Source organism: Parahalioglobus pacificus, from assembly GCF_014652275.1.
Classification (GTDB): Bacteria; Pseudomonadota; Gammaproteobacteria; order Pseudomonadales; family Halieaceae; genus Parahalioglobus; species Parahalioglobus pacificus.
This window is the reverse complement of the sequence record NZ_BMYM01000001.1, coordinates 1,168,984-1,193,625: the sequence shown is the minus strand read 5'-3', so window position 1 is coordinate 1,193,625 and position 24,642 is coordinate 1,168,984. Positions and strand designations below refer to the sequence as shown.

Below are 24,642 nucleotides of genomic sequence, written 5' to 3'. Positions count from 1 at the left end.
GGAGTCCTGTTGCAGGGGTATACTGACGAGTATAGCTATGCGGCGAATAGCGAGTGAACCAGCGATGACCAATCCAGCATCCATTGCCAGTTACATTGATCACACACTGCTCAAAGCCGAAGCGACGCCGGATCAGGTGAGGGTCCTGTGTGACGAGGCTGTGGAGCATGGCTTCAAGTCTGTGTGTGTGAACTCTAGCTACGTGCCGCTCGCCGCCAAGGCGCTTGTGAGCAGCTCAGTGCTGGTTTGCGCAGTGGTGGGCTTTCCGCTCGGTGCTATGGCTACTGCTAGCAAGGCAGCCGAGGCAGCACTTGCCATAGCGCAAGGCGCAGCCGAAATCGATATGGTTATTCCCATCGGCAGGGCCAGGGCAGGGAATTGGGCTTACGTTAAGGAAGATATCGCTGCCGTAAACTCGGCCTGCGATGGTGCACCCCTTAAAGTGATCCTGGAAACGAGCATGCTGTCTGAGGATGAAAAGCGCGAGGTCTGCAGGCTGGCCGTTGAATGTGGCGTTGCTTTTGTGAAGACTTCCACCGGTTTTGGCGGCGGCGGTGCGACGGTGGCCGATATTCGACTGATGCGCGAAGTGGTCGGCGACGAGATAGGGGTTAAGGCTTCTGGCGGCGTTCGCGACTTGGCAGCAGCCCAGGCCATGATAGAGGCCGGAGCGACGCGTTTGGGCACCAGTTCCGGAGTAGCGATTATTGCCGGTGAAAGCGCCGACGCTGACTATTGAGGCAGACTGCCTAACCAAACAGTGTTTGGGCAAAAATAGCCAGAATAATTACCGGACAGACCACCCGCACGTACCAGGGCCAGATCTTCCAGAACAGTGTGTTTTCAGCATCTGGATTGCCTTTTCGTAGCTCCTGCAGCAGGTTATCCCTGTGCCATACCCAGCCTGCGAAGATACAGAACATAAAGCCCAATAGTGGTTGGCTATATTGGGTGGTGATGCTGATGACCAGACCGAACAATTGACCAAAGTTCATCAGGATGACGGTGCTCACCAATGTGATCGCGGCGCCAATTAGTAACACCGCTTTTTTGCGGCCCAAGCCGTGCTCTTCGATGGTGTAGGCGACGGGCACTTCCAGCATTGAGATTGAGGAGGTGAGTGCGGCGATACTCATTAGGAAAAAAAACACCAGAGACACTACAACGCCGGCCATGCCCATGGTGGTAAATAGTTCTGGCAATACAGTGAATATCAGCGTATCGCCCGAGATCAGTGCGCCGTCTGCAGCGAAAATTTCAACGCCATTGAAGACGGCAACATACATCGCGGGAAGCACCAGGAAGCCTGCGACAACAGCGATACAGATATCGACCAGGGTCACCAGCCCGCCGACAACGGGCAGATTCTCGTTGTCGTTGATGTAAGAGCCGTAAATCAGCATCGTGCCTACGCCCAGTGATAGCGAGAAAAACGCAGCCCCAAGCGCGCTGATAATCAAGGTTGGCGATAGCGCTCGCTCGAAGTCTGGCAGCAAATACACCTTGAGGCCGTCCATTGCGCCGTCCAGGGTCAGCACATACAACACCAGAGCCAGCAGAGTGATCAGAAGCAGCGGCATCAGACGCGCGGACCAACGTTCGATGCCCGCGGTGACGCCCTCGGAAATGATGCCGATGGTCAGAGCCATGAACAGCACCATGAAAAGAATGTTGCGCCCAAAACCGAACTCGGTTAGCCACTGGCTCGCCCCATCAAGTGAGAGCAGCTCGGCACCAGACGCGAGGAAGTGGGCGATCATCCAGCCCGCCACGATAGCGTAAAAACTCAAAATCAGGCTGGCCACAATAAAACCGATAACGCCCGTTGTTGCACCGATTGTGCGAACGGGGCCGCTGTTGGAAATCAGTCGGAGGGCATTAACGGCATTTGCGTGTGCGTGGCGACCGATGATGAGTTCGGCCATCAGCGCGGGGTAGGCCAGTGAGAATGCGAGCACCAGGTAAACCAGCAGGAAAGCGGCACCGCCGTTGCTGGCTGCCTGTGTGGGGAAGCCCCAAATGTTGCCAAGGCCAACGGCGCTGCCTGCGGCTGCCATGATAAAGCCAAAACGAGAGCTGAATTCGCCGCGCGATGCCGCCATAGGTTTTCCGTTAATTATGCTTGGGCCGAGAAAGGGCGGGAGTTTATCACGGTAGACGTCGCTGGGGGCGTCCTTGCTGACACGCGGGCCTAGGTGCCGCAGGGGTGGCTATTGCCGCCATCCTTGGGTTTGATGCCGAACAGGCGCATGGCGATTTTCGGCAACAGTGTCAGTGCCTCGGCAGAGGCATCCGCGACCGCGCTGATGGGTGACACCGTAGTGCGAGGGCTTTCGAGTGGTCCGCGCACTGTGACTCTGGAAGGTATCTGAAAGGTCCTGGACTTGGAGCGAGGAACCAGGACCAGATCGATGTTTCGGTTAACCAGATCGAGCTCCGCTTCTCCCTCCGCGATCATGCGCTGGGACTCGACAAGAATGTTATCTGTGTAGGCGACGCCGTCATCGAAGTCCAGTCTGGCCATAGTGCAGTCCAGGCGTGTTGAATCTGCCAGTGCCGCGCCGCTGTAGAGCCACTCAAGCAATCCAGTGGCAAGCACATCGTAGGCTGCGCCCGCGATCGTGGCATCCTCTAATGCAAGGGAAAGTGAGCCATCCAATGACTCGCGCAGTGACTCCTCGGTGGTGCCGCGACCGGTTAAGCCGCCGCGAAAGCTCAATACACCTTCGATATCACTCTCCAGTCCAATGTCCGTGGCTACTCGATTCAGGGGTATGGACAGGCCTTGACCCGCCAGGCTGAGATTGATGGGCTGTTGATTGAGGTCAATGATACCGCGCAGTTGCAACTCGCCGGTGGCATACCGGGCGTCCAGTTGCCGCAGCGTATAGGCGCCGTCTCTCCCCGTCATCTCAAGCGCCAGACTGTCGATTGCGGTGGCGTCGCCACTGAGCTGATCGATGTCAATCTTCAGTCGGCTCGGGAAGCGTGGCGCTTGCGTGAGTAAGCGGTCGAGGCCACTCTCCGCCGATTCTCCCAACTGCTCCGCAGGCGCGTTGTCGGCCCGGTTAGCAGCCGAGGCTTGCAGCCCAAGGTCGGCCATACGCAGATGAGGCGAGCTGAAGGCGAGCTCTGCAGCGGTGATACCGTCATCGCTCGACGCATAGAAACCGGAACCTTCGACAGTCGATTGCCCGACAGTGCCATCAACATCGATGGCTGTGCGCTCATCCTGACTGCTAAAGGACGCCGACAGGCTGGTTTGTTTCACCTCAAAGCCGGTTAGCGCATAGAGGAGATCGAGATCAGTAATGCGGGTCGATAGCGTGAAGCTGCCATTTAAACTTGCCAAGTCGTCGATATCCCCACCTGCGGTAAAGCCTAGCGGCGCGTAGTCGCTGTTGCGTATTTCGATATTAGTCAGGGCGAGATCGCCGGCGTCGCCTGACAGGTCGAAGCTACCGTCAAGGGTGCCTATGGGTTGCGAATAGGAGAAACGCGCCACGAGGGCGCTTAATACCGCCGACGTACTCACGCCAGAAAAATCATGCGCGATGCGAACGCCGCTTAGGTTAACAAGGTCCTCCACCTCACCGGTTGCCGTCGCCGTGACTTGTTCGCCAGTGATGGCAGCCTGAATGTTTCGGGCGCTGACCCTGCCATTTTCCTGAACGATATCGGCGCTATAGGAGATGGGGCCCAGTGAAACAGCCGATGTGGTGGTGTACTGAGAGAGAGCACTGGTGTCACTGAGAGCGCCTGCAAGCTTGCCCTTGAAATTTTGCATTAACCAACGTTCCTGGGAGGACAACAGGCTCATGCTCATTTCGGTTAAGCTGGCATCAAAGTCGCTGGCGGATACTACCAGGGCACCCTCGCTAGCCTGCAGCTGCGGGCCGTCACCAGAGAGCTGCAGTGACAATGTCATGGCATGGTGATCGGGCAGGGTGATGCCCAGGAGTTCCGCGACATACTGGCTGTTTGGTGTCTCTGTAGTCACGGCCGCACTGATCCCGGTGACGTCGTCGAGTTCAAACTCCTGATCATCAATGGCAATTCGATTGACGGCGCCCTCGGCACCAAATGTGATGGTATCGGGTGTACCCGCGGTAACCAGGAACTGTGACACGGCCAACGCTTCCCGGTTGCCGGTTATCGTAGCTGAAGCCGCCCAGGGGCCAGTGTCCAAAGAAATTTCTCCCAGCCACGGCCTCAGTGGCGCAAGGCCGGGCGCGCTGACATCCACCATCAATTCGTTGGACGGCGCCAGTGTGCCATCGGACAGTTCGCGACGAGACACACTGCCCGACAGGTTAAGGGTCAGGCCACTATCGCTATGAGTTTGCAGGATGAACCGTTCTATTTCGGGGTCACTCAGGGTGCCCGTCAGCCTTAGGCTGGACTGGGCAGAACCCAGCCTATCCAACTCCAGATTCAGGAACTCATTAAAAGCGCGCAAGGAGGCCATTTGGCCGGCGGAATTGAGCTGGATGTGGGTTTTTCCTTCGGCAAAGTTCCTTGAGAGATCACCCGAAGCCTCGAAGCCATAAGCCGGCAGGTTTTGAAGGATGATCCTGTCGGCCGTCAGCGTTGCCTCCTCAGAGTCGCCCTTGAGCCGTCCTTCAATACTGAGATCGCCGGTTAGACGTTTTGCTATTTGAAGGTAGCGTGCCAGCGCATCTTCGATTTGTGTGGTGTCGGCCTGCAGGGAAAAGTTGTATTGGTAATCTGAATCGGTGCCGGTAAATTCTCCCGTTAAAACTGCCTGCGAACCGCTGTGCGCTGCGCTCAGATCAGCAGTCATACCAACCCCAAAGAAGCTACCCTCATCACGTAGGGCGTTGAGCTCCAGCCCCGTCTCGATAGAGTTGCCTTCCCACAGCCCCGTAGCCGTCGCGATGAAGTTGTTATAGGCGCCGCGATATCCCCTTACTTGCTGTAGCGGGAAGATCATCAGCTCCTTGTGGTGATTGATAACGTGCACGTTGCCTATGTTTGCGCGGTCTGGAAGCCAAGAGAGATAGCTCAGCCAGGTGATGGGTTTGGGGTCGTCGGCCTGGTCATTGCCTTTGACATAGACAGAAACGCTGTCTGCCGTTAGTACAGCGTGTTTTAGGTTCAGAAGTAGCAGGTCGCTCAGTAGTATCTTGCTGCCCTGTAAGTTGAGCACCGATACCAGTGCGGCGCCCTCGGATTCTACATGGTGCAGGTGTAACTGCTGGGCCTCGACCGTGCCGGCGAACAAGTCTGCGCGCGCAGACACCAGTTCTAGCTCGTAGTCAGTAAAGGTGGCGACGGACCACGTGATGGCACGAAGTAGGGTGGATTCGGAGCGCAGTGCGAGCAGTGCGGCTGCTAATAGCAGTCCACACAGCAGGACGAGCGCCAAAATCCACCGAAGAACCATAGTTATCCACGGTCATGAGAGAGCAATCGATACTAGCACGATGATGGGCCTCACTTGGCTGAATTTGCGTGCTATGATGCGCGCCGCTGTCCCGCCCGGATGGTGGAATTGGTAGACACAGGAGACTTAAAATCTCCCGGCCTTACGGCTGTGCGGGTTCAAGTCCCGCTCCGGGCACCATTCTCTTCACCCCCTCTTTGTTTATTGTTCGCCACTGCCGTTAAAGGCCTGCGTGGCACGTGCATCGTGACACAGCAGTTATCGATCAATCTGGCCCTCGCCTGCGGTACAATCTGCCCATGAGTGCCTACAGTTCCGCTCCATCCTTTCCCTGGCGTACCGCTGGTGCTGTCTTTTTCTTCGCATCTGCCTGGATCGGCTTTGCCAGCGGTGTGGGTGTTACCGAGCGCGACGAGGTTGCGACCGGCGGCATGCTCACCCAGGCCTACTACGCGCTCAGCCTGTTTGTTGTAGGTGGTGTGGATATGGGCGTTCCCACGGGAGGCCACTGGCTGGCTAGGGCCCTCGTCTGGGTGGCGTACTTCGGGGCTCCCATACTCGCCGCGTCCACACTGATAGAGGCCTTGATCCGCGCTATATCGCCTCAGGCCTGGCTGCTGCGCCGTCTCAAGAATCACATCATTATCGTCGGTAGTGGTGAGCTGTCACTGAGTTACCTGCGAGTGTTGCGCCAACACGAGCCCGATGCCCGTGTTGTGATTGTTTGTTCAGGCAGGCAGGAGCAGGCGGTTCTGGACGAGTTCCGGCAGGGTTTTGACGCCTCCGTGGTTGTGGGCGATATCACCCACGCCTTCTTTTTGCGTCAGCTCCGGGTGGAACGCGCGAGAAAGATTCTCCTGCTCTCCGATAACAGCCTGCGAAATTATGAGGCCGCTTCCGTCTTGCTAAAACTGGTGCCCGACATCGGCTCACGCATAGTGATGCACTGTGCCAGCTTACGGTTCATGCGAGCCATGGCAAATACCCGGGTTGCCGAGAGGTGCGAAACATTCAATACCTACCACCTGGCTGCTGCGGGCCTGGTCAAAAGCCATATGCTGAAGTTCTTCCGAGACACGGTACGCAAGGATATTGTGGTGATTGCCGGTTTTGGTCGCTTCGGACAAACCATTCTTGAAGAACTGCAGGTGCATGCCGGCGGTGAGATCGAGCAGGTGGTCATTATCGAGAGGGACGCGCACCGCCGAGTGATGGTGGCCGAAGAGCAGATGCAGTTCTCCGAAAACGTTCAACGCGATGTGTATGAGGGCGATATCTCGAATCCGGATATCTGGCGTCAATTGGATCAGGATGTAGACCTCAATGGCAACAATGCGGTCTTCGTGTTGGGTACCGGGCAGGAGGAAGATAATTTACGCACTGCGCTGTGGATAAAGCGCCGCTTTCACGACGCTATGGTCATTGCCCGATCGAGTAAGCGCTCCTACTTTGCAGAGGAGGTGGGTCGTGAGCATGGGCTGGTGAGTATCAGCATTAACGAGCTGGTGGAAGACAATATTCCTGCCCACTGGCTTGCAGACAGCGCCTGACGGCTCTCGCTTGAGAGGCGTTGCCTGCTGCTATATGGTCTTGGGCTTTACTACGACGAAGGAGATTTAGCGTGAAACAGGCGCTAGTGAATATGCTGAACATGCAGCACCGCATGAACACGCGAGTTCACGAAGATTGGATTAATCAGCAGTTTGAGTGGTACCGCGCGATCTGGATCGAGTGCGGTGAGCTAATGGATCACTTCGGCTACAAATGGTGGAAAAAGCAGGAGCCGGATATGGAGCAGGTCAGGCTGGAGGCCATCGATATCTGGCACTTTGGCCTGTCGGCCTTATTCACACCCGGCGCCACCGTTGAGAGCATTGCAGCCGATATTGAAACTGCGCTGGCCGACCACCAACCCCAATGCGTGGATGTGCGAACGGCCACAGAATCCCTGGCGGAGAATTCTCTGGCCACCAAAGGTTTCTCCGTGGCGTGCTTTTGGGATCTCATGAATGCTGCTGGTCTTAGCTTCGACGATCTATACACGGCCTACGTTGGCAAGAATGTGCTCAACTTCTTCCGGCAGGATAACGGCTATCAGGAAGGCACCTACCAGAAGACATGGGCGGGAAGGGAAGACAATGAACATCTGGTCGAGCTTGTGGGCACACTGAATACAGATGATGAGGATTTCGCCGACGCGCTGTATGTTGCTCTCACAGATCGCTACCGGGATGTGTGCGAGGCCGGCTGAGACATGACGGAGACGAGCGGCCCGCTATCAACCTCGGCACTGGCGCGTAAGCTGGAGATCCCCGCGCAACAGCTGTTTGCCACCTTGAAGGACTACGGCTGGATTCAGCGTCAGGGTGAGGGTTGGTTGCTCACGCCTAAGGGTGAATTCGAGGGCGGCCAGTACCGGCAGAGCAAACGTTTTGGGCGCTATGTCGTGTGGCCGGAGTCGTTGCTGGAACACCCCCTGGTCAGTGCCATCGAATCCAACCAGCGCATTACAGCTGCCAATATGCGTCGCTACTATCCCCGGCTTGATTCGCGCCAGATCAACCGTGCGCTCGCTGAACTGGGGCTACAGTGTCACAGCCTGTTAGGTTGGGAGCTAACGGGTTTGGGTGAGCGCATGGGCGGACAGCAAGCAGAGAGCGAGGGCTCCGGCGCGTTTTATGTAACTTGGCCCCACGAGATTATTGACCACCCCGTGGTTCACCGCGAGCTTACGCGGCTGTCAGACCAAAGTCTGGCCGGCAAGCCGCCCGAAGATGAACCGGATCTCTTCGCCGAAGCTGGCCCGGCCGTACTGGCAGGTATCGACGGGCATGTGGTGCATAGCCCTCTGGCGGTGCGTGTGTGCGATTGGTTGTACCTGGCGCAGCTCGTACACGCCTATAGGCGGCCTTTGCCCACCGAGGAGGCCGCGGTGGCCGACTTCTATCTGCCTCATGGCAACGTCTATATCGATTGCTGGGATGAAAGCTTAACGCCCGCGGAAATGACCGCCCAACTGAGGCGCAGAGAGCTCTATAAAGCGTTTGAGTTGCGCAGCATTGAGGTCAATGCCCGCGACGCAGATAATCTTGACCATGTGCTTGGCAAGGCGCTGCTGGCCTACGGGCTTCGTTACTGACCCGCGCCAATGCGCTCCAGCAACACGCCACACTCCATGTGCTCGGTGTAGGGAAACTGATCAAACAAGGCAAACCGTGTAATCCGGTGTGTTATGCAGAGGACGGCGAGATTATTAGCCAACGTGTTGGGATTGCAGGACACATAAATAATATTGTCGAAGCCCGAAACCATGCTTAACGTCGCTTCGTCCAGGCCAGCGCGCGGCGGATCTACGAACACAGTGCGCAGATCACTTTCCTGTAGCGGCGTGGCAAGCCCCGCCAAGCGGCGGAACTCCCGTTCACCCGCCATTGCCTGGCTCACTTCCTCTGCTGACAAACGTATGATGTCGACGTTGGTCACCTGATTGTCGGCAATGTTTTTGAGTCCGGCCCGTGTCGAGACCTTGGACAATTCGGTGGCTATCACCTTGTCAAAGCACTTAGCCAACGGCAGGGTGAAGTTGCCATTGCCACAGTAAAGCTCCAACAAGTTTCCGCTGCATTGCGTTGCACTCGCTATTGCCCACTCGATCATGTGGGTGTTGACCACGGCGTTGGGCTGTGTGAAAGCCTGCTCATATTGTTGATAGCGATAGGCTTTGCCGTTGATGGTCAGTTCTTCGGTGACAAAGTCTCTTCCAACAATAATTTTCTGCTTTCTACTGCGACCAACAATGGCGATCCCCAGTTTAATGGAGAGCGCATCGGCGGCTGAGGCCCATGCGTCATCCAGTTTGCGGTGGTAGATCAGCGTAACCAGTGTGTCGCCTGCAATTGTGGACAGGAACTCAAGCTGAAAAAGCCTTTCACGCAGTACTGAGCTGTCTTTCAGAGCATCAATCAATGGCCCCATGAGCGACTGGATAGCATCGCAGGCGATAGGGAACTGCGTCACCGCTATGGGTGTTTTCGGTTCGCCGCGCCGAAACATCACGTAATCCAGGGCGTCTCCGTCGTGCCAGACTCTGAACTCAGCCCTCATCCGAAAACCTCCTGTGGGTGAGGGTACTACCTCAGGCTCAGGTGCTTGATAGGGGCTGAGTAGATCGCTGACCTTATCCACCTTCGCATCGAGCAAAGACTGGTATTGCTCTGGCGCATAGAAAAATGGCGGTTCTGGGTTCACAGGCAGTTATCCGGTTTGGGCAGGCCGGCGATTTTACAGCCAATCTTGGCCGGTGAGCCGGGAAATAAGGTCAATAAATACATCGAGTTGCCCTTGTCATTTCCCAGCTCTTGGCGGCAGAAGCGAACAAGGGCGCGCATGACGGGCGAATCATCAAAGCGCCGGTAATACTCGCGCAGCAGGTTGAGCACTTCCCAGTGAGCGTCACTCAGCGCGATGCCTTCGCGCTCAGCGATCTGCTGCGCCACCGCGGGCGACCAGTCAGACAATTGCCGCAGGAATCCTTCTTTATCGAAGGACCCCATGGGTAGCTGCTCGCTCATCCTAGAACCAGGCCTGCTGCTTGCTGTATTGCTCGGTGAGCGCCACAAAGCCCGCGAAGTCGATAACTTCGACGCCAGGGCTCAGACGCTGTTCAATCCCCGCGGCCTTTACGTCCTGTAATAAGGCGAACACAGTGCATGGCGCTTTGGTGGCCAATGCGTTTTCGGTGTCGCCGGCCATTGCGGCATAGACACCCTCGCCCAGCAAGATGAGCGCGTCGTTAGTGGACGCCACTTCGACGCAGCGTCTAGCGGCATCAGAGCTTGGCATTGTGCTGAGGGTGTGAAGGATCATCAGACGCTCACTAACTGATCATATGTGTTCAACAGCTTGCGTATTTGTGCGGCATCGGCAGTCTGGCAACCATCCGGTAATTCTTGCTGTGTGATCCCCAACTGTGCGAGCGCCTTGGCATCGGCATAGATGGCGTCTATGCCGTAGAGAACTGCTGAGTCCAGCGTTTTGCGCTGATTGCGCAGCCCCAGGGCTTCGGTGTCCTGCCCATCCAGCAACTGGAGAACAGCGCTGCCCAGAAAGAGTAGCGACACGGGTTTATCGAAGGCAGCACTGGCCAATGCCAGGTCCAGACCCGCGCGTGCGCGGCTGGAGGCGTAGGGCGACGTGGTCAGTGTTACCAGCAGCGAGCGACTCATACGCTAGCCCCGAAAGTGATCAGGCGATCAGCCGTTTCAGAGGCTTCAACCAGTAGGCCCAGACCACCAATGACAAAAGCGGGGTCTATCGTGTTCGTCCGCTCGTACCGTTCGGCCTCGGTGGTATCCAATACGCCGTGACGCAATGAGGAGGCGATACACAGCACCAACTCAGTGTTGTGGTGTGTGCTCAGCTCTCGCCAAAGCGCTCTTGCATCGGTTTCATCCTGGGGCATCACCCGACTCACCAGGCCGGTCTCTGTGCCCGCATCGTGGAAAAAAACACGCGACAGCGTATGGCCTTGCTTCACGAGTTCACGGGCGAAGCGGGCAGCGGTAAGGTTGCTGGTGCCGGATGCGGGGGAGGCGAGAACGAGTAGGGCGTAATTCATGGCGTCTAAACAAAAAACCCCGGACTGAGCCGGGGTTTTTGGGTGACCGTCAAGCCTTAGTCATCACCACCCAGCGCAGTGAGCAGGCTGAGAAGATGAATGAACAGGTTGTAGATGTTCAGGTACAGGCTCACGGTTGCGCGGATGTAGTTGGTCTCACCACCGTGAATGATGCGGCTTGTATCAAACAGTATCAGTCCGGACATGATCATCACCACGACGGCTGAAATGGTCAGCGACAGCGCGGGAATGCCCATGAAGATGTTGGCGATCATAGCGACAACCGCCAGCAGCAAACCAACCATCAAGAATCCGCCCATAAAGGAGAAGTCCTTGCGGGTAGTCAGTGCATAGGCGGAGAGACCGAAGAACACCAGAGCTGTACCGCCCAGTGCCTGCATAACCAGCGCGGGGCCGCCGGGCATGGCGAGGTAGTAATTCAGCATGGGGCCCAGTGAAGCACCCATAACGCCGGTAAACGCAAAGATGGCGATGATGCCCTTGCTGGAATCAGCCATACGATTCACTACAAACAGCAGGCCGAAACCGACCAGTGTCAAAATCAGAGCCGCGCCCTGTGGTAGGCCGATAGCCATAGAAATGCCCGCTGTCACGGCGCTGAACAGCAGGGTCATGCCCAATAGCATGTAGGTGTTTCTCAGCACTTTATTGGTGCTGACAATCGACTCCATGCCGGCCGTGTTGATGTCGTACAAACCTTTGTCTTGCATCGGATACTCCGTGACGTTGCTGAGGCCCTTATGGGCTATAACTAGGACAATAATAGGGCCGAAAAGTGCAAATTCCAACCCATTGAAAGATCGGGTTTTATTGCTACCCAAATACGAAATTTGTGGGCCTTGAGCCGAGCCTGGCAACATGCCCCTCGCAAGTGAGGCCTCTATTTGAACCGAGACACTGCCATCTCCAGCACCTCATGCGATGATGGCTATACTTACATCGTCAAACAGCCGCAGGTTAGACCTAATGCCAATTAGACAGCATTCAATTTGTCATTCGCTATTTGCCGTAATAGTCAGTCTTACGGTGGCGCCGTTAGCGCTGTCTGCACGAGAGCCTGCGGATACGATTTACTCGGGCGGCCCCATTCTCACTATCGATGACGATCAACCCAGGGCCGAGGCTGTAGCAGTCCGTGACGGCCGAATTATTGCGGTGGGCTCAGTGGAAGATGTGATGCCGCACAAGGGAGAGTCGACTCAACGGTTTGACCTGGCTGGCCGAGCGATGTTACCCGGCTTTGTCGATAGCCATGGTCACGTTGTGTTTGGAGGCCTCCAGGCGATGTCCGCGAATCTGCTCGCGCCACCAGACGGTGATGTGACGGATATCGCGAGTTTGCAACGTGTGCTTCGGAACTGGATAGAAACGAATCGTGACGCCGTAGAGAGCGCAGGCGTTGTCATCGGCTTTGGTTACGACAACGCACAGTTGGCCGAACAGCGCCATCCCAAGCGTGACGAACTGGATGCTGTGTCTGCTGAACTTCCCATTATGATCGTGCACCAGTCGGGTCACCTCGGAGTGGCGAACTCAAAGACGCTGGACATTGTTGGTTATGACGTCAACACCAAAAACCCGGCCGGCGGCGTGATCCAGCGCGATGCCGATGGGAGGCCAAACGGGGTTCTTGAGGAGTACGCGTTCTTTGGGACGCTACTGCCGGTATTGCAGCAGTTAGGCCCAGAGGCGTTCGATGCTTTCGCAGTCGCAGGCGCCAAGCTGTGGGCGAGCTACGGCTATACAACCGGTCAGGACGGTCGCTCATCGGAGGCGAGTGTAAAAACGCTTGACGCTATGGCTGCCGACGGAAAAATCCCCATCGATGTTGTTGCTTATCCCGACGTACTGATAGCGCGCGACTTCATAGGTGAGCGGGTCTCCAGAGATTACGTGAACGGTATCCGCGTGGGGGGCTGCAAATTGACGATTGATGGCTCTCCACAGGGCTTCACTGCGTTGAGAGACCGCCCGTATTACCGCCCAGTAGGCAACTATCCACAGGGCTACAAGGGTTACGCCGCTGTTACAGAGGAGCAGGTGAGTGAGGCGGTGGACTGGTGCTATGAAAATGGCGTCCAAATCATCACGCATGCCAACGGCGAAGGCGCATCTGACATGCTGGTCGCAGCTCTCGAGGCGGCCCAATCCCGCTACGGCGACCCGGGTAATCGTCCAGCACTCATCCATGGCCAGTTTCTTCGCGAGGAGCAAGTCGATGCCTACAAGCGTTTGGGCGTTTTTATGTCACTCTTTCCGATGCATACGTTTTATTGGGGCGACTGGCACCGAGAACATACCGTCGGGCCTATCGACGGTGAAAATATATCGCCCACGGGATGGCTTATGGATCGCGGTATGATGTTTGGCTCACATCATGATGCCCCCGTCGCTTTTCCCAACAGCATGCGCATCCTCGATGCCACAGTGACTCGGAGAACGAGGTCTGGCGACATACTGGGGCCGCATCATCGTGTCGATGTGCTCACCGCGCTCAAGGCGCTGACGATCTGGCCAGCTTGGCAGCACTTCGAGGAAGAAAGCAAAGGCTCTATAGAGATCGGGAAGCGTGCTGATTTTGTGATGCTCTCGGAAGACCCTACCGCGGTTGACCCGGAAACGTTGGATGAGCTCCGAGTAATGGCCACCATCAAAGACGATGTGCTCATCTACGAGCGTGACCGACTAAATACGGTGAGTGGTCTCGAGTCCTCGCCTTTTATGAACGACCCAGTAACGGCTCATCGTTTCCTGCATGTGATGTACCAGGCGAGCGGTGTACAAGCGTCTGTCAGACTGCCCCGATGACCGCCCTGAACTGATTGATTCGGTGCCACCTGTGTCTGTTCCCACACCCCGTAATGGGCATTACTAGCAGGCCTGTTAGCCGCAGCGGGAGTAGGGCTGCGCGAGTTATCGTCGTAGTGCATGCATTCCCTTTGGCGCTCGGGGCAGCATTAGAGGGCGTAGACTCACGCGTGGCTTCAAGTATTTGTCTGGCGTTGTGCCGCCTGGTGGCGACGTCGCGTCGCTGTGGGGCGCCTACCGAGTCAACCTGGAGACATAAAAAACCGCCACAAGGGCGGTTCGTTATCTATGGCTGTGGGCCAGGGATAGATCACGACGCGATTGCCTCTCGCGTTATGCCCCCTGTGGGGCGCCTCCGCTTCGCTGCGGCGTCCAAGCTACATCTTGGATGCAGCTTGTCGAACCCGCCGGGGTTCTCGTCCACGGCTCAAACTGGATACATAAAAAAACCGCCACAAGGGCGGCTTCATTATGTATGGCGGTGGGCCAGGGATTCGAACCCCGGGAACCTCTCGGTTCAACGGTTTTCAAGACCGCCGCTTTCGACCACTCAGCCAGCCCACCAGAAAACGTTCTATGCATGCCCCTATGAGGGCAGGCGTGGATTATACATAGCCTGATTAGCGGCACAAGGGTACATAATGCTTGTGCCGCTATTTGCTAGAAATTAAGCCTCTGCTGCTTGATCTTCCTGTGCCGTCAGAGGGCCGCGGGGATCATTAGCGGCACGTGCTGTCACCTTGTCACTGCGCGGCACATCGGGTGCTACAACGTCCGAGAAGAGTGCAGGGTGCGCGGTTTCAATCACAATGTCGCCGACAGGTGCCGGAGTCTCGCGTGGGTCGTTACTCGCTCGGCCTGATGCAGCCATGCCTGAACGATCCACTTCAGCAGTTACTTCAATAGCGGGCGCCGGCTCTGGTGTTTCTGTATCGCCCAGAGCTAGATATGCCTGCTTTGGCGCAACGTCCGCTTCCGCAAGTGTTTCACTACGCGGTGCTTCTTTTGCTTCGGCTACTTGGCTCTCTACCGGTGCATCAGAAACTTCGACATCAGAAGGCTCGGCCGTCTGGGCCGCTGGTGCTTCGGCAGGAGCGGATACAGGCGCTTGAACCGGTGCCTTGGTTTCACCCACGGGCGCGTTATCCGCTGCTGGCTCTTGTGCTGCTGGGGCCTGCTGCGAGGCTACCGGTTCCTTGGCAGCCGAAGACTCCTTAACCGCCGAAGGCTCTTTAGCTTTTACAGCTGAGGGCTCTTTAACCGCTGAAGGCTCCTCGGCGGCTTCAGGTGCGCTAGCGACGGCAGGCGCAGCTGAATTAGTCACAGCACTGTTTTGTTCCTCACCATTGCCCGCTGTCTGACCGCGGCGGCGCTTGCGAGGCTCGCTACGGCGCATGTCGTTAGGACGCTTGCGGGGCTTGTCGTTGCGCTGCTGGTCTTCGTTTTGCGCGCCTTGAGCCTCAACATGGGTTGATCCGCTCTGGCGTTCAGCAGATCCCTCATCGCGACGGCGACGATCGTTGCGGCGACGATTGTCCTTGCGCTGACCTTGTTCCTGACGCTCGTTGTCGTCGGACCGACGTGCTGTGCTGTTACCGTTCTCCTGCTGGGTCTCACCCTCAGGTCTGCGGTTCCTGTTACGGTTTCTGTTCCGGTTGCGATTGCGGTTGCGGTTATTGCCTTCGCCACGCTCGCCCTGACCTTTGCCCTGACCTTGACTCTTGCGGCCCTGACCACCTTGCTTGGCTTTCTGGCCGTCGCCGCCTTTACCCTTGGCTGACTTCTTGGGCTTGCTGTCTTCAGGCTCGCCAACAATCGCAGCCCAGATTCTGGCAAACAGGCCTTTCTTGGGTGGTGGCGTCTTCTTGCGACGGTTTTGCTGTCGCGGTTTGCGCGAAGCTTTATCGCCGTCTGGGGCGCCGCTGCTCGACGGTGCTTTTTTGGGCGCTTCCTCACGTTCGGGCGCAGGTGCCTGCGGCGTTACGCCCTGAACCAGGGCCTGTTGCTGAGGAATGTCAGCAGTCGCATGGCTGTCACTGATCTCTTCGGCATCGGGTACCGTCAGGTCGATCTTGTAACTGGTGACATGGTCGCCTTCGACCTCGTCATCACGCAGACGCTTAACTTCAAAATGCGGTGTCTCGAGGTTGGGGTTGGGAACAACCAGTACTCTTGTCTTTGAAGTCTGCTCGATCTCGCCCAGGCCGGTGCGCTTCTCGTTGAGCAGGTAGGCTGCCACGTCAACAGGAACAACAGCCCTGACTTCCGCCGTGCGGTCTTTGATAGCTTCTTCTTCCAGCAGTCGCAGGATCGACAGTGCCAGAGACTTGGTGTCGCGGATCGTACCCTGGCCGTTACAGCGTGGGCAGACGATGGCGCTAGTCTCGCCCAAAGAGGGGCGCAAACGCTGGCGGGACATCTCTAACAGGCCGAAGCGCGAGATGCGACCGATCTGTACCCGGGCACGGTCGATGGAGAGAGCGTCGCGCATGCGGTTTTCGACGGCACGCTGGTTCTTGTTCGCCAGCATGTCGATGAAGTCGATCACAACCAGGCCACCCATGTCGCGCAGACGTAACTGACGCGCAATTTCGTCCGCGGCTTCGAGGTTGGTTTGGGTGGCTGTCTGTTCGATATCCGAGCCCTTGGTAGCGCGGGCGGAGTTGATGTCGATGGAAACCAGCGCCTCGGTGGGGTCAATCACGATTGATCCGCCGGAGGGTAGACGTACCTCACGCTGGAACGCAGTTTCGATCTGGCTTTCTATCTGGAAGCGGTTAAACAGGGGGATACTGTCATCGTACTGCCTAATCCGGTGCTGGTGATGTGGCATCACCATGCTGACGAAATCAGACGCCTGCTTGTAGGCTTCTGGGGAATCAATCAGCACCTGATCGATGTCATCGCGCAAATAGTCGCGGATAGCGCGGATGATGACGTTGCTCTCCTGGTACAGCAGCACCGGCGCTTTGGCTTCATCCGTTGCTTTACTGATGGCATCCCACAGTTGAAGCAGGTAGTTGAGGTCCCACTGCAGCTCTTCGGATGAGCGGCCCACACCCGCGGTGCGGATAATGACGCCCATGCCGTTGGGGATCTCGAGCGCGCTCAGGGCTTCACGCAGCTCTGTGCGATCATCACCTTCAATGCGCCGAGAGATTCCACCAGCGCGGGGATTGTTGGGCATCAGTACCATGTAGCGCCCGGCGAGACTGATAAAGGTAGTCAGTGCTGCGCCCTTGTTGCCGCGCTCTTCCTTATCTACCTGCACCACAACCTCGGTGCCTTCTTTCACCACTTCCTTAATGCGGACGCGGCCTTCGCCGTCACCGCCGTTGCCGGTGAAGTACTGTCGCGAGATTTCTTTAAGTGGCAAGAAGCCATGACGCTCTGCGCCAAAGTCGACGAAAGCGGCCTCTAAGGATGGTTCTACGCGGGTAATCTTGCCTTTGTAGACATTGGATTTCTTTTGCAGTCGGGTACGGTTTTCGATGTCCAGATCATAAAGACGTTGTCCATCGACGAGAGCTACGCGCAGTTCTTCTGGCTGCGTAGCGTTAATAAGCATTTTCTTCATTGTGCCATTAGCCTTCGCTGGAACAGGCCTGGCGGGGAATAGTTAGACTGGGCCGGTGATTCCGGCAAACACATGGGGAAGGTTAAATGGCGCTAGCTTAACTGCGCCGCGCCACCGTCCCTGGGTGTTACGCTGCTCGAGTGCTGTACTCACAACCCAGCATAGGCTGCCGGGCTGAATGCGCGCTAGACCGTTACGCTGCTGGTACCGGTGTAGCCTTTTTGCTAGTGTCGCCCCACTCGAGGCGAGCGACAGCGCTAAAAATCTGGCTCTTGATCTATCCCGACAGGTTCACTGTTCGGTTCTTCGTAAGACGCAGTACGTGTCTCTCACCAATCGGGTGGGGTAGGTGCCTCATTGTTAAGTGGCACTTACGTCGTGCGTCGTTCGGTGTCGTGGCCAGGCTGCCGAGCAACAGGATAAAGGTTGCTCCAATCAGTAGCAGGAAAAAGGCACTGACGCGATGGTTTTCTTTTACAATCGGCCAGGCTGGCGCCACGACGTGCGGAACATAGCAGCAAACGCTAATGACTTCAAATAGTTACGGAAATTTCTTTGAGCAATCCCGATAAGCCCGCTGGCGGCGTGCGGTTTGAAACAGTCGATGAACGTGGGCACGGTCAACGCCTGGACAACTACCTGTTACGTCTCTTGAAGGGCGTGCCTAAAACACGCATCTATCGCGGTCTGCGCAAGGGAGAGATTCGCGTCAATAAAGGTCGGGTGAAGGCAGATTACCGATTGGCCTTGGGCGATGTGGTCCGAATTCCGCCGGTGCAGGTGCCCGCCGCATCGGAGCCCGCCCGCGTACCTGGTTACTGGCTGGAGCAGATCGCGCAGAGGGTAGTGTATGAGGACGAGTCTCTGCTTGTCATCAACAAGCCGTCAGGCCTTGCTGTTCACGGCGGCAGCGGTCTCAACTATGGCTTGATCGAGTGTCTGCGCCAGGCCCGCCCCAAAGACAGACACTTGGAGCTGGTGCACCGACTCGATAGGGATACCTCGGGGCTGATTCTGGTCTCTCGCAAACCAGCAGCATTGCGGGATTTGCACCGGCAGCTGAGAGAAGATCGTGTCGATAAGCGCTATCTGGCGCTGGTGGGTGGCGACTGGCCGCGTAGTCGTCGGTTGATTGAAGCGCCTCTCGCTAAGAATACCCTGCAATCTGGCGAGCGTATGGTGCGCGTGTCCAAAGAGGGTAAGCCTTCCCAGACCGAGTTTGCGGTGATCGAGCGCTTTGGCGGTCGCGCGACCCTTGTAGAGGCCAAGCCAATCACCGGGCGTACTCACCAGATTCGCGTGCACGGCCAGTTTGCCGGTCATCCGCTGCTAGGGGATGCGAAATATCAAGATGATGCTTGTGAGCACCTGGCCCGTGAGCTTGGCCTGAAGCGCCTATTTCTGCATGCCCGCGCTCTGCGGTTCACCTTGCCAGGCGGCAGTAAGGTCAGCCTGGAAGCCACACTGGATAGTGAGTTAGAGATAACATTAGAAAATATTCGTAAGGCTATGTAATTGATCGTTATATTTGATTGGGATGGCACGCTCTGCGACTCTCTGGATGACATCGTTGATGCCATGCTGGCAGCAGCCGGCGAGGTGGGGCTGGAGGCTCCACCGGCAATGGCGGTGCGCGAAATTATCGGCCTGGGCCTGCCGCAGGCACTCGAACGACTGTTCCCTGGGCATAGTGAGATGCAGCAGCAGGCAATGAGTGACGCCTATGCCCGGCACTTCCTGGCTCAAACCGAGGCTGGCCCCCGACTCTACGCCGGGGCGATGGAGGTGCTGGACAGTCTGGCCCACCGAGGGTTTGAGTTGGCTGTAGCTACCGGCAAGAGCCGGCGCGGGCTGGATCGGGTCTTATCAGCACTGGGCATGCAGGGCAGTTTTCACATCACCCGCTGTGCTGACGAAACGCACTCGAAACCCGACCCGCTGATGATTCATCAGATACTTGAGCAGCGCGGATGGCGCCCTGAAGAGGCGATTGTTGTTGGCGACAGCGAATATGACCTTGAAATGGCCAGTAATGCCGAGGTGGCCAGCGTGGGTGTCAGTTATGGCGTACACAGTGTCGCGCGCTTACGTCGCCACGCTCCGGTGGCCGTCATCGATGCCTTGCCAGCGCTCTTGGAGCTACCCCGATTATCAGCCTAGGCCCGGAGAACGGACAGCCCTGCGGCTTGCAACATCGATGACAGGGCGATGAGCGGCAGCCCCTCCAGGGCTGTGGGGTCCCGCCCTTCAAGCCGTTCAAATAAGGCGATGCCGAGGGACTCCCACTTAAAGCTACCCGCGCAGTCCAAGGGCTGGTCGCGGCGCACATAATCACAGATCTCAGCCTTGCTCAGCTCCCTGAAGTGCACCGCAGTAGGTTCAAGGTGGTGAAAATGCACGTCCTTCCTGTGGTTCGTTAATGTCACAGCGGTATAGAAGTGCACAACGTTGCCCGACGATGCCTGCAATTGTGCAATCGCCACATCTTCCGTACCCGGTTTTCCCAGTATGTTGCCGTTGAGGCTGGCCACCTGGTCGCTACCTATGACCCAGTCATCGGCTCTGTTGGCGGCAATCTCATATGCCTTAATATGGGCAAGCCGAGTGGCGAGCGCCTCAGGCGACTCTCCGGGCTGGGCGGATTCGTCAATATCCGGGGCGATTGCGTCGAAGGGAAGCCCTAGCCGATGTAGCAAAGACTGACGGTATTTGGAGCTGGAGGCGAGTATCAATGCCATTGTGCAGGGTGCCTGTTCTTGAGCAGGGTGGGGTGCTTGTGAATAACTTCACGAACTGTTTGTATTTTAAAGATTTTTTTGACATTAGGTAAAACCATCCCTAGAATTCGCGCCCATGTTGAAGGACCCCCTCCCGCGGAGCTTGGATGTACGTAAGGCAGCAGCGCGTGGAGTGACTGTTTCGGGCTCGCTTTCACTGGCGGAAATGCCGCGTTTTCTGGCGCTTTTAGCGAGCGATTCAGGACGTGTGCAGGCTAATGTAGAGTGTGGCCGAGACGAAGAGAACCACAGTGTTATTGCGGTAACGGTTGAGGCTGAGGTCAGTGTTGTTTGCCAGCGCTGCCTGGAACCCATGACCTTACCAATGGCGTGCAGTAACCGACTCGCTGTTGTATGGACGGACGAGCAGGCAAAACACTTGCCCCGCGAGCTCGACCCACTCATCAGTGAGGATGACTGCAGGCTGTGGGAGATGGTGGAAGATGAACTCATACTGGCATTGCCGGCGTTCAACTACCACGAGGATCCCAACTGTAATGAGATATTGAATGCGCTTGATGAGGCGCCCGCGGATGAAGCGGAGCCAGACAGCAAGCCCAACCCTTTTGAGGTGCTGGCGCAATTGAAGCCCGGCAAGGACTAACAGGAGTCAGACATGGCTGTTCAGCAGAACAAGAAAACCCGTTCGCGTCGCGGAATGCGTCGCTCACACGACGGTCTGGGTGGTTCCACCCTGTCGGTAGATCAGACCACCGGTGAAAAGCATCGCCGTCACCACGTCACAGCCGATGGCTTCTACCGTGGTAACAAGGTCGTAGAGACTGGCAACGACGACTAAGGCTTCGGGCCTGTTCGCGCCGGATACGGCGGCGCGATTTCAAGCGAATTTAGCGGAGGCCTTGGCCTCCGCTTTTCGTTGCGCCATTTTTACGATTCACCGTCAACATTGGGGCAGGGCATGCGGCAACAATGCTCCCTGTCCCTATGCTGACATTACAAACGCTGCAGGTTTTCTGTTATGACTCTATCTACATTTGCTTTTGTATTCCCTGGTCAGGGATCTCAGAAAGTTGGCATGCTGAAAGACGCCTACGATGCCTCCGGCGCAGTTCGGGAGACCTTCGCAGAGGCCTCCGAAGCGGTCGGTTATGACATGTGGTCGCTGATCCAGACTGGCGAGCAGTCGGCGCTGAACATGACCGAAACCACGCAGCCGGTGCTGCTCGCTAGCAGTGTCGCGCTATGGCGTGCCTGGGTCGAGCAGGGTGGGGCGATGCCAGCACTGATGGCCGGTCACAGCTTGGGCGAGTTTACTGCCCTTGTTTGTGCGGGCGCCCTTGGATTTGCAGATGCCGTGTCTCTGGTGCGTCAACGTGGTGCATTCATGCAAACGGCGGTGCCAGTGGGCGAAGGCGCCATGGCTGCAATCATCGGTCTCGATGATGCGACGATCAATGAAACCTGTGAGGAAGTAGCCCGCCAGGCCGGTGTGGTTGCCGCAGTCAACTTTAATTCACCCGGCCAGGTAGTGATTGCCGGTGAGGCAGGTGCGGTCGAGCAAGCGATTGCCGCGTTAAAAGTAGCCGGTGCCAAACGCGCGATGCCACTGCCAGTGAGCGCGCCTTTCCACACGTCGATGATGAAACCTGCGGGAGAGAAGCTGGCAGAAGTGTTGTCCGGGATTTCCCTGTCCACGCCAATGATACCGGTGGTTCACAACGTTCATGCTGGCCTCGAGTCAGATGTTGAGACCATTCGCAGCTTGCTTGTCGAGCAGATCTACTCGCCGGTGCAGTGGACGCGCTGTGTAGAGACGATGGTTAGCAAGGGTGTGAGTCACGTTGTTGAGTGCGGTCCGGGCAAGGTGCTCAGCGGTCTGAATCGTCGTATCGACAAATCCTTAACCAGCTACAACATCGAAGAGCCCAGTGCGCTTGCCGAGGCACTGGCCTCATTGTCCGCTTGACCGGAGCAGAAGCCTGCAGCGCAACGTTTTTTTAGGGGGAAGACCATGAGTGATAACAAGATTGCACTAGTCACCGGCGCCAGCCGCGGAATTGGTAAGGCCATTGCCGAACACTTGGCCAATGACGGTATGACGGTCATAGGCACAGCAACCAGCAACGGTGGTGCCGAGGCGATTACCGCTTACCTCTCGGCCCTAGGCAATGAGGGTTGTGGCATGCGGCTTGACGTCGCTGACTCCGACAGCGTGACTGAGGTCATTAAAGCGATCACTGAACGCTTCGGCGCTCCTACTGTGTTGGTGAACAATGCGGGGATCACCCGCGACAACATTCTGATGCGCATGAAGGACGACGAGTGGGACAGCGTCATCAATACCAACCTCAATGCCCTTTACCGTGTCAGTAAGGCTTGCCTGCGCGGCATGACCAAAGCCCGATGGGGTCGGATTGTAAACATCACCTCCGTAGTGGGCGCGATGGGTAACATGGGTCAGAGCAACTATGCAGCGACCAAGGCGGGTGCTCAGGGCTTTGCGCGTGCGCTGGCGCGCGAACTGGGCTCTCGAGCGGTCACGGTTAACAGTGTGGCCCCGGGCTTTATTGATACTGACATGACCCGTGAGCTACCCGACGCCCAACGCGACGCCCTGCAGGGTCAAATCCCGCTGGGGCGCCTTGGAGATCCGGCTGAGATCGCCGCTGTGGTGAGTTTCCTGTGCAGTAATGCTGCCGGGTATGTCACCGGTGAAACCATTCACGTCAACGGCGGCATGTATATGGCCTAAGGGCCAGCAACACTAATCGAAACCCGTCAGGCGAGCGCACAAAAAAAAGATTGTTACTACCCGGAAGTTTCGGAGTAAAATGCGCCCACGGCCAAAGGCCAGCTTGGCTCTTTAAAGCAACTTGGAGAATGCAATAACCATGAGCAACATAGAAGAACGCGTTAAAAAGATCGTTGCGGAGCAACTCGGCGTGAAAGAAGACGAAGTGCAGACCGAGGCGTCATTCGTCGAAGATCTGGGCGCAGACTCTCTGGACACCGTTGAATTGGTAATGGCCCTTGAAGAAGAATTCGAGACAGAGATTCCCGACGAGGAAGCCGAGAAGATCACGACCGTCAAGCTGGCGATTGATTACATCAACGAAAATCTCGCCTAATCCTGTCTCCACATCCCAGAAAAGCCGCTTCCGACATTTTGTAGGGGCGGCTTTTCTTATTTATGCTGCACCATTAATTAGAAGAATCATGGAGAAACGGCTGTGAATGGCAGACGTGTCGTAGTCACAGGGCTGGGAATGGTCAGCCCTCTGGGCCTGAATGTTGAAGACAGCTGGGGCAACATCCTGGCCGGGAAAAGTGGTGTCGCACCGATCGATAAGTTCGACGCCTCCGCGTATTCCACGCGATTCAGCGCCAGCGTTAAAGACTTTGACCCCACGCCCTATATGGCAGCGAAGGACGCCCGTAAGATGGACGTCTTCGTACAGTTTGGCATGGCGGCCGGAATCCAGGCCATGGAAGATGCTGGCTTTGAGATTAGCGATGAGATGGCGCCCCGGGTGGGCTGTGCCATCGGCTCCGGCATTGGCGGCATCGGCCAGATCGAGAAGAACACAAAAATCGTCGAGGATTCGGGCCCGCGCCGGATTTCTCCATTCTTTGTGCCGGGCTCCATCATCAATATGATCGCCGGCAACCTCTCTGTGAAATACAACATGCAAGGCCCCAACCTGGCTATCGTCACTGCCTGTACATCGGGCACGCATAACATTGGTTTGGCGGCCAGGCTGATCGCCCAGGGTGACGCCGATGCGATGCTGGCTGGTGGGGCAGAAATGGCAACTACGCCGGTGGGTGTGGGTGGATTTGCAGCGGCTCGCGCGCTCTCAACGCGCAACGACGACCCTGAGGCGGCTTCGCGCCCCTGGGATAAAGACAGGGACGGGTTCGTGCTGGGTGATGGCGCCGGCGTCATGCTGCTGGAAGAGTATGAGGCCGCGAAGACACGCGGTGCCGAGATCTACGCTGAGCTGACGGGTTTTGGTATGAGCGGCGACGCCTACCACATGACCTTGCCGCCTGAGGATGGTCGCGGCGCGGCAGCGGCCATGGCCAATGCCCTGCGTGACTCCGGGCTTGCTGCTGACCAGATTAACTACGTCAACGCGCACGGCACTTCCACGCCTGCCGGTGATGTGGCGGAAAGTAAGGCTGTTGCCTCTGTGCTGGGCGCCGCTGCCAGTGATGTGGCTGTGAGCTCGACAAAGTCGATGATCGGCCACCTGTTGGGTGCTGCGGGCGCTGTAGAGGCGATCTTCTCCGTGCTCGCATTGCGTGATCAAGTGGCGCCGCCGACGATTAACCTCGACAACCCGGATGAGGGCTGCGACCTGAATTACGTGCCGCACACGGCACAGGAGCGCCGAATCCACAGTGCGTTGTCCAACTCCTTCGGCTTCGGCGGCACCAATGGGTCGCTGATCTTTAGCCAGCTCGGCTAGCG

The 24,642-nt window shown here is 57.0% G+C and carries 23 protein-coding genes and 2 tRNA genes; 14 read left to right on the top strand and 11 right to left on the bottom strand.

The window, feature by feature from the left end; translation table 11 throughout:
* Window positions 1-64: 64 nt before the first annotated feature.
* Window positions 65-739: a deoxyribose-phosphate aldolase gene (gene deoC, locus IE089_RS05500; RefSeq protein WP_189475923.1), complete on the top strand. Its 675-nt coding sequence runs from the start codon at window positions 65-67 to the stop codon at window positions 737-739.
* Between the two features lie 10 nt (window positions 740-749).
* Here the strand turns inward: deoC and IE089_RS05495 are convergent, their stop codons facing one another.
* Window positions 750-2,102 carry a sodium-dependent transporter gene (locus IE089_RS05495; RefSeq protein ID WP_189475920.1) on the bottom strand — a complete coding sequence of 451 codons (1,353 nt, stop codon included), beginning with the start codon at window positions 2,100-2,102 and terminating at the stop codon, window positions 750-752.
* A gap of 89 nt (window positions 2,103-2,191) precedes the next feature.
* The gene (locus IE089_RS05490) at window positions 2,192-5,389 is read right to left on the bottom strand and encodes an AsmA family protein (protein ID WP_189475918.1); all 3,198 of its coding nucleotides are present in this window, start codon (window positions 5,387-5,389) and stop codon (window positions 2,192-2,194) included.
* Window positions 5,390-5,500: 111 nt separating this feature from the next.
* Here IE089_RS05490 and IE089_RS05485 point away from each other — a divergent pair.
* From IE089_RS05485 to IE089_RS05470, 4 genes are all read left to right on the top strand, one after another.
* Window positions 5,501-5,587: transfer RNA gene (locus tag IE089_RS05485), tRNA-Leu, on the top strand.
* A 119-nt stretch (window positions 5,588-5,706) separates the two neighbouring features.
* Entirely contained in the window at window positions 5,707-6,957 is a 1,251-nt protein-coding gene (locus IE089_RS05480) for an NAD-binding protein (RefSeq protein ID WP_189475915.1), read from the top strand.
* Window positions 6,958-7,028: 71 nt separating this feature from the next.
* Window positions 7,029-7,658, top strand: coding sequence for a dUTP diphosphatase (locus IE089_RS05475; protein WP_229802596.1), 630 nt, complete (start codon window positions 7,029-7,031; stop codon window positions 7,656-7,658).
* Window positions 7,659-7,661: 3 nt separating this feature from the next.
* The gene (locus IE089_RS05470) at window positions 7,662-8,546 is read left to right on the top strand and encodes a hypothetical protein (protein ID WP_189475913.1); all 885 of its coding nucleotides are present in this window, start codon (window positions 7,662-7,664) and stop codon (window positions 8,544-8,546) included.
* Here the strand turns inward: IE089_RS05470 and trmA are convergent.
* From trmA to IE089_RS05440, 6 genes are read right to left on the bottom strand one after another with little or no spacing between them, the layout of a single operon-like run.
* Window positions 8,540-9,655 (bottom strand): tRNA (uridine(54)-C5)-methyltransferase TrmA, encoded by a 1,116-nt coding sequence (trmA, locus tag IE089_RS05465; protein WP_189475910.1) that lies wholly within the window; start codon window positions 9,653-9,655, stop codon window positions 8,540-8,542. The two genes, IE089_RS05470 and trmA, sit on opposite strands and share 7 nt — an antisense overlap.
* The gene (locus IE089_RS05460) at window positions 9,652-9,978 is read right to left on the bottom strand and encodes a TusE/DsrC/DsvC family sulfur relay protein (RefSeq protein WP_229802595.1); all 327 of its coding nucleotides are present in this window, start codon (window positions 9,976-9,978) and stop codon (window positions 9,652-9,654) included. Before IE089_RS05460 ends, trmA begins: the two co-directional genes overlap by 4 nt.
* 1 nt (window position 9,979) lies before the next feature.
* The gene (tusB, locus tag IE089_RS05455; protein WP_189475906.1) at window positions 9,980-10,273 is read right to left on the bottom strand and encodes a sulfurtransferase complex subunit TusB; all 294 of its coding nucleotides are present in this window, start codon (window positions 10,271-10,273) and stop codon (window positions 9,980-9,982) included.
* Window positions 10,273-10,632, bottom strand: a complete 360-nt coding sequence (gene tusC / locus IE089_RS05450; RefSeq protein WP_189475904.1) for a sulfurtransferase complex subunit TusC — start codon at window positions 10,630-10,632, stop codon at window positions 10,273-10,275. Before tusC ends, tusB begins: the two co-directional genes overlap by 1 nt.
* Window positions 10,629-11,024 carry a sulfurtransferase complex subunit TusD gene (gene tusD, locus IE089_RS05445; RefSeq protein WP_189475901.1) on the bottom strand — a complete coding sequence of 132 codons (396 nt, stop codon included), beginning with the start codon at window positions 11,022-11,024 and terminating at the stop codon, window positions 10,629-10,631. Before tusD ends, tusC begins: the two co-directional genes overlap by 4 nt.
* Before the next feature lie 56 nt (window positions 11,025-11,080).
* A complete protein-coding gene (locus IE089_RS05440; RefSeq protein WP_189475898.1) occupies window positions 11,081-11,755 on the bottom strand; it encodes a Bax inhibitor-1/YccA family protein in 675 nt (224 codons plus the stop codon).
* 256 nt (window positions 11,756-12,011) lie between these two features.
* Between IE089_RS05440 and IE089_RS05435 the strand changes: the two genes are divergently transcribed.
* On the top strand, window positions 12,012-13,853 hold the full coding sequence (locus tag IE089_RS05435; RefSeq protein WP_189475894.1) for an amidohydrolase: 1,842 nt from the start codon (window positions 12,012-12,014) through the stop codon (window positions 13,851-13,853).
* Between the two features lie 476 nt (window positions 13,854-14,329).
* On the opposite strand, the gene IE089_RS05430 is transcribed toward IE089_RS05435, so the two are convergent.
* Both IE089_RS05430 and rne read right to left on the bottom strand, forming a co-directional pair.
* Window positions 14,330-14,417: transfer RNA gene (locus IE089_RS05430), tRNA-Ser, on the bottom strand.
* Between the two features lie 103 nt (window positions 14,418-14,520).
* Entirely contained in the window at window positions 14,521-17,430 is a 2,910-nt protein-coding gene (gene rne / locus IE089_RS05425; RefSeq protein WP_189475891.1) for a ribonuclease E, read from the bottom strand.
* A 555-nt stretch (window positions 17,431-17,985) separates the two neighbouring features.
* Between rne and rluC the strand changes: the two genes are divergently transcribed.
* Together rluC and IE089_RS05415 are read left to right on the top strand one after the other, a co-directional pair.
* Window positions 17,986-18,945, top strand: a complete 960-nt coding sequence (rluC, locus tag IE089_RS05420) for a 23S rRNA pseudouridine(955/2504/2580) synthase RluC (RefSeq protein WP_189475888.1) — start codon at window positions 17,986-17,988, stop codon at window positions 18,943-18,945.
* Complete coding sequence (locus IE089_RS05415) at window positions 18,946-19,590, top strand: HAD family hydrolase (protein ID WP_189475886.1); 645 nt, start codon at window positions 18,946-18,948, stop codon at window positions 19,588-19,590.
* Here IE089_RS05415 and IE089_RS05410 read toward each other — a convergent pair.
* Window positions 19,587-20,168 (bottom strand): Maf family protein, encoded by a 582-nt coding sequence (locus IE089_RS05410; RefSeq protein ID WP_189475884.1) that lies wholly within the window; start codon window positions 20,166-20,168, stop codon window positions 19,587-19,589. The genes IE089_RS05415 and IE089_RS05410 overlap by 4 nt on opposite strands.
* Before the next feature lie 172 nt (window positions 20,169-20,340).
* Between IE089_RS05410 and IE089_RS05405 the strand changes: the two genes are divergently transcribed.
* The 6 genes from IE089_RS05405 to fabF all read left to right on the top strand — a co-directional run bounded on the left by IE089_RS05405 (window position 20,341) and on the right by fabF (window position 24,640).
* Window positions 20,341-20,811, top strand: coding sequence for a YceD family protein (locus IE089_RS05405; RefSeq protein WP_189475881.1), 471 nt, complete (start codon window positions 20,341-20,343; stop codon window positions 20,809-20,811).
* Window positions 20,812-20,823: 12 nt separating this feature from the next.
* Window positions 20,824-21,006 carry a 50S ribosomal protein L32 gene (gene rpmF, locus IE089_RS05400; RefSeq protein ID WP_189475878.1) on the top strand — a complete coding sequence of 61 codons (183 nt, stop codon included), beginning with the start codon at window positions 20,824-20,826 and terminating at the stop codon, window positions 21,004-21,006.
* Window positions 21,007-21,186: 180 nt separating this feature from the next.
* Complete coding sequence (gene fabD, locus IE089_RS05395) at window positions 21,187-22,134, top strand: ACP S-malonyltransferase (RefSeq protein WP_189475874.1); 948 nt, start codon at window positions 21,187-21,189, stop codon at window positions 22,132-22,134.
* 45 nt (window positions 22,135-22,179) lie between these two features.
* Window positions 22,180-22,920: a 3-oxoacyl-ACP reductase FabG gene (gene fabG / locus IE089_RS05390; RefSeq protein ID WP_189475871.1), complete on the top strand. Its 741-nt coding sequence runs from the start codon at window positions 22,180-22,182 to the stop codon at window positions 22,918-22,920.
* 139 nt (window positions 22,921-23,059) lie between these two features.
* Entirely contained in the window at window positions 23,060-23,296 is a 237-nt protein-coding gene (gene acpP, locus IE089_RS05385) for an acyl carrier protein (RefSeq protein ID WP_189475868.1), read from the top strand.
* Between the two features lie 102 nt (window positions 23,297-23,398).
* Entirely contained in the window at window positions 23,399-24,640 is a 1,242-nt protein-coding gene (fabF, locus tag IE089_RS05380; protein WP_189475866.1) for a beta-ketoacyl-ACP synthase II, read from the top strand.
* Window positions 24,641-24,642: the final 2 nt, after the last annotated feature.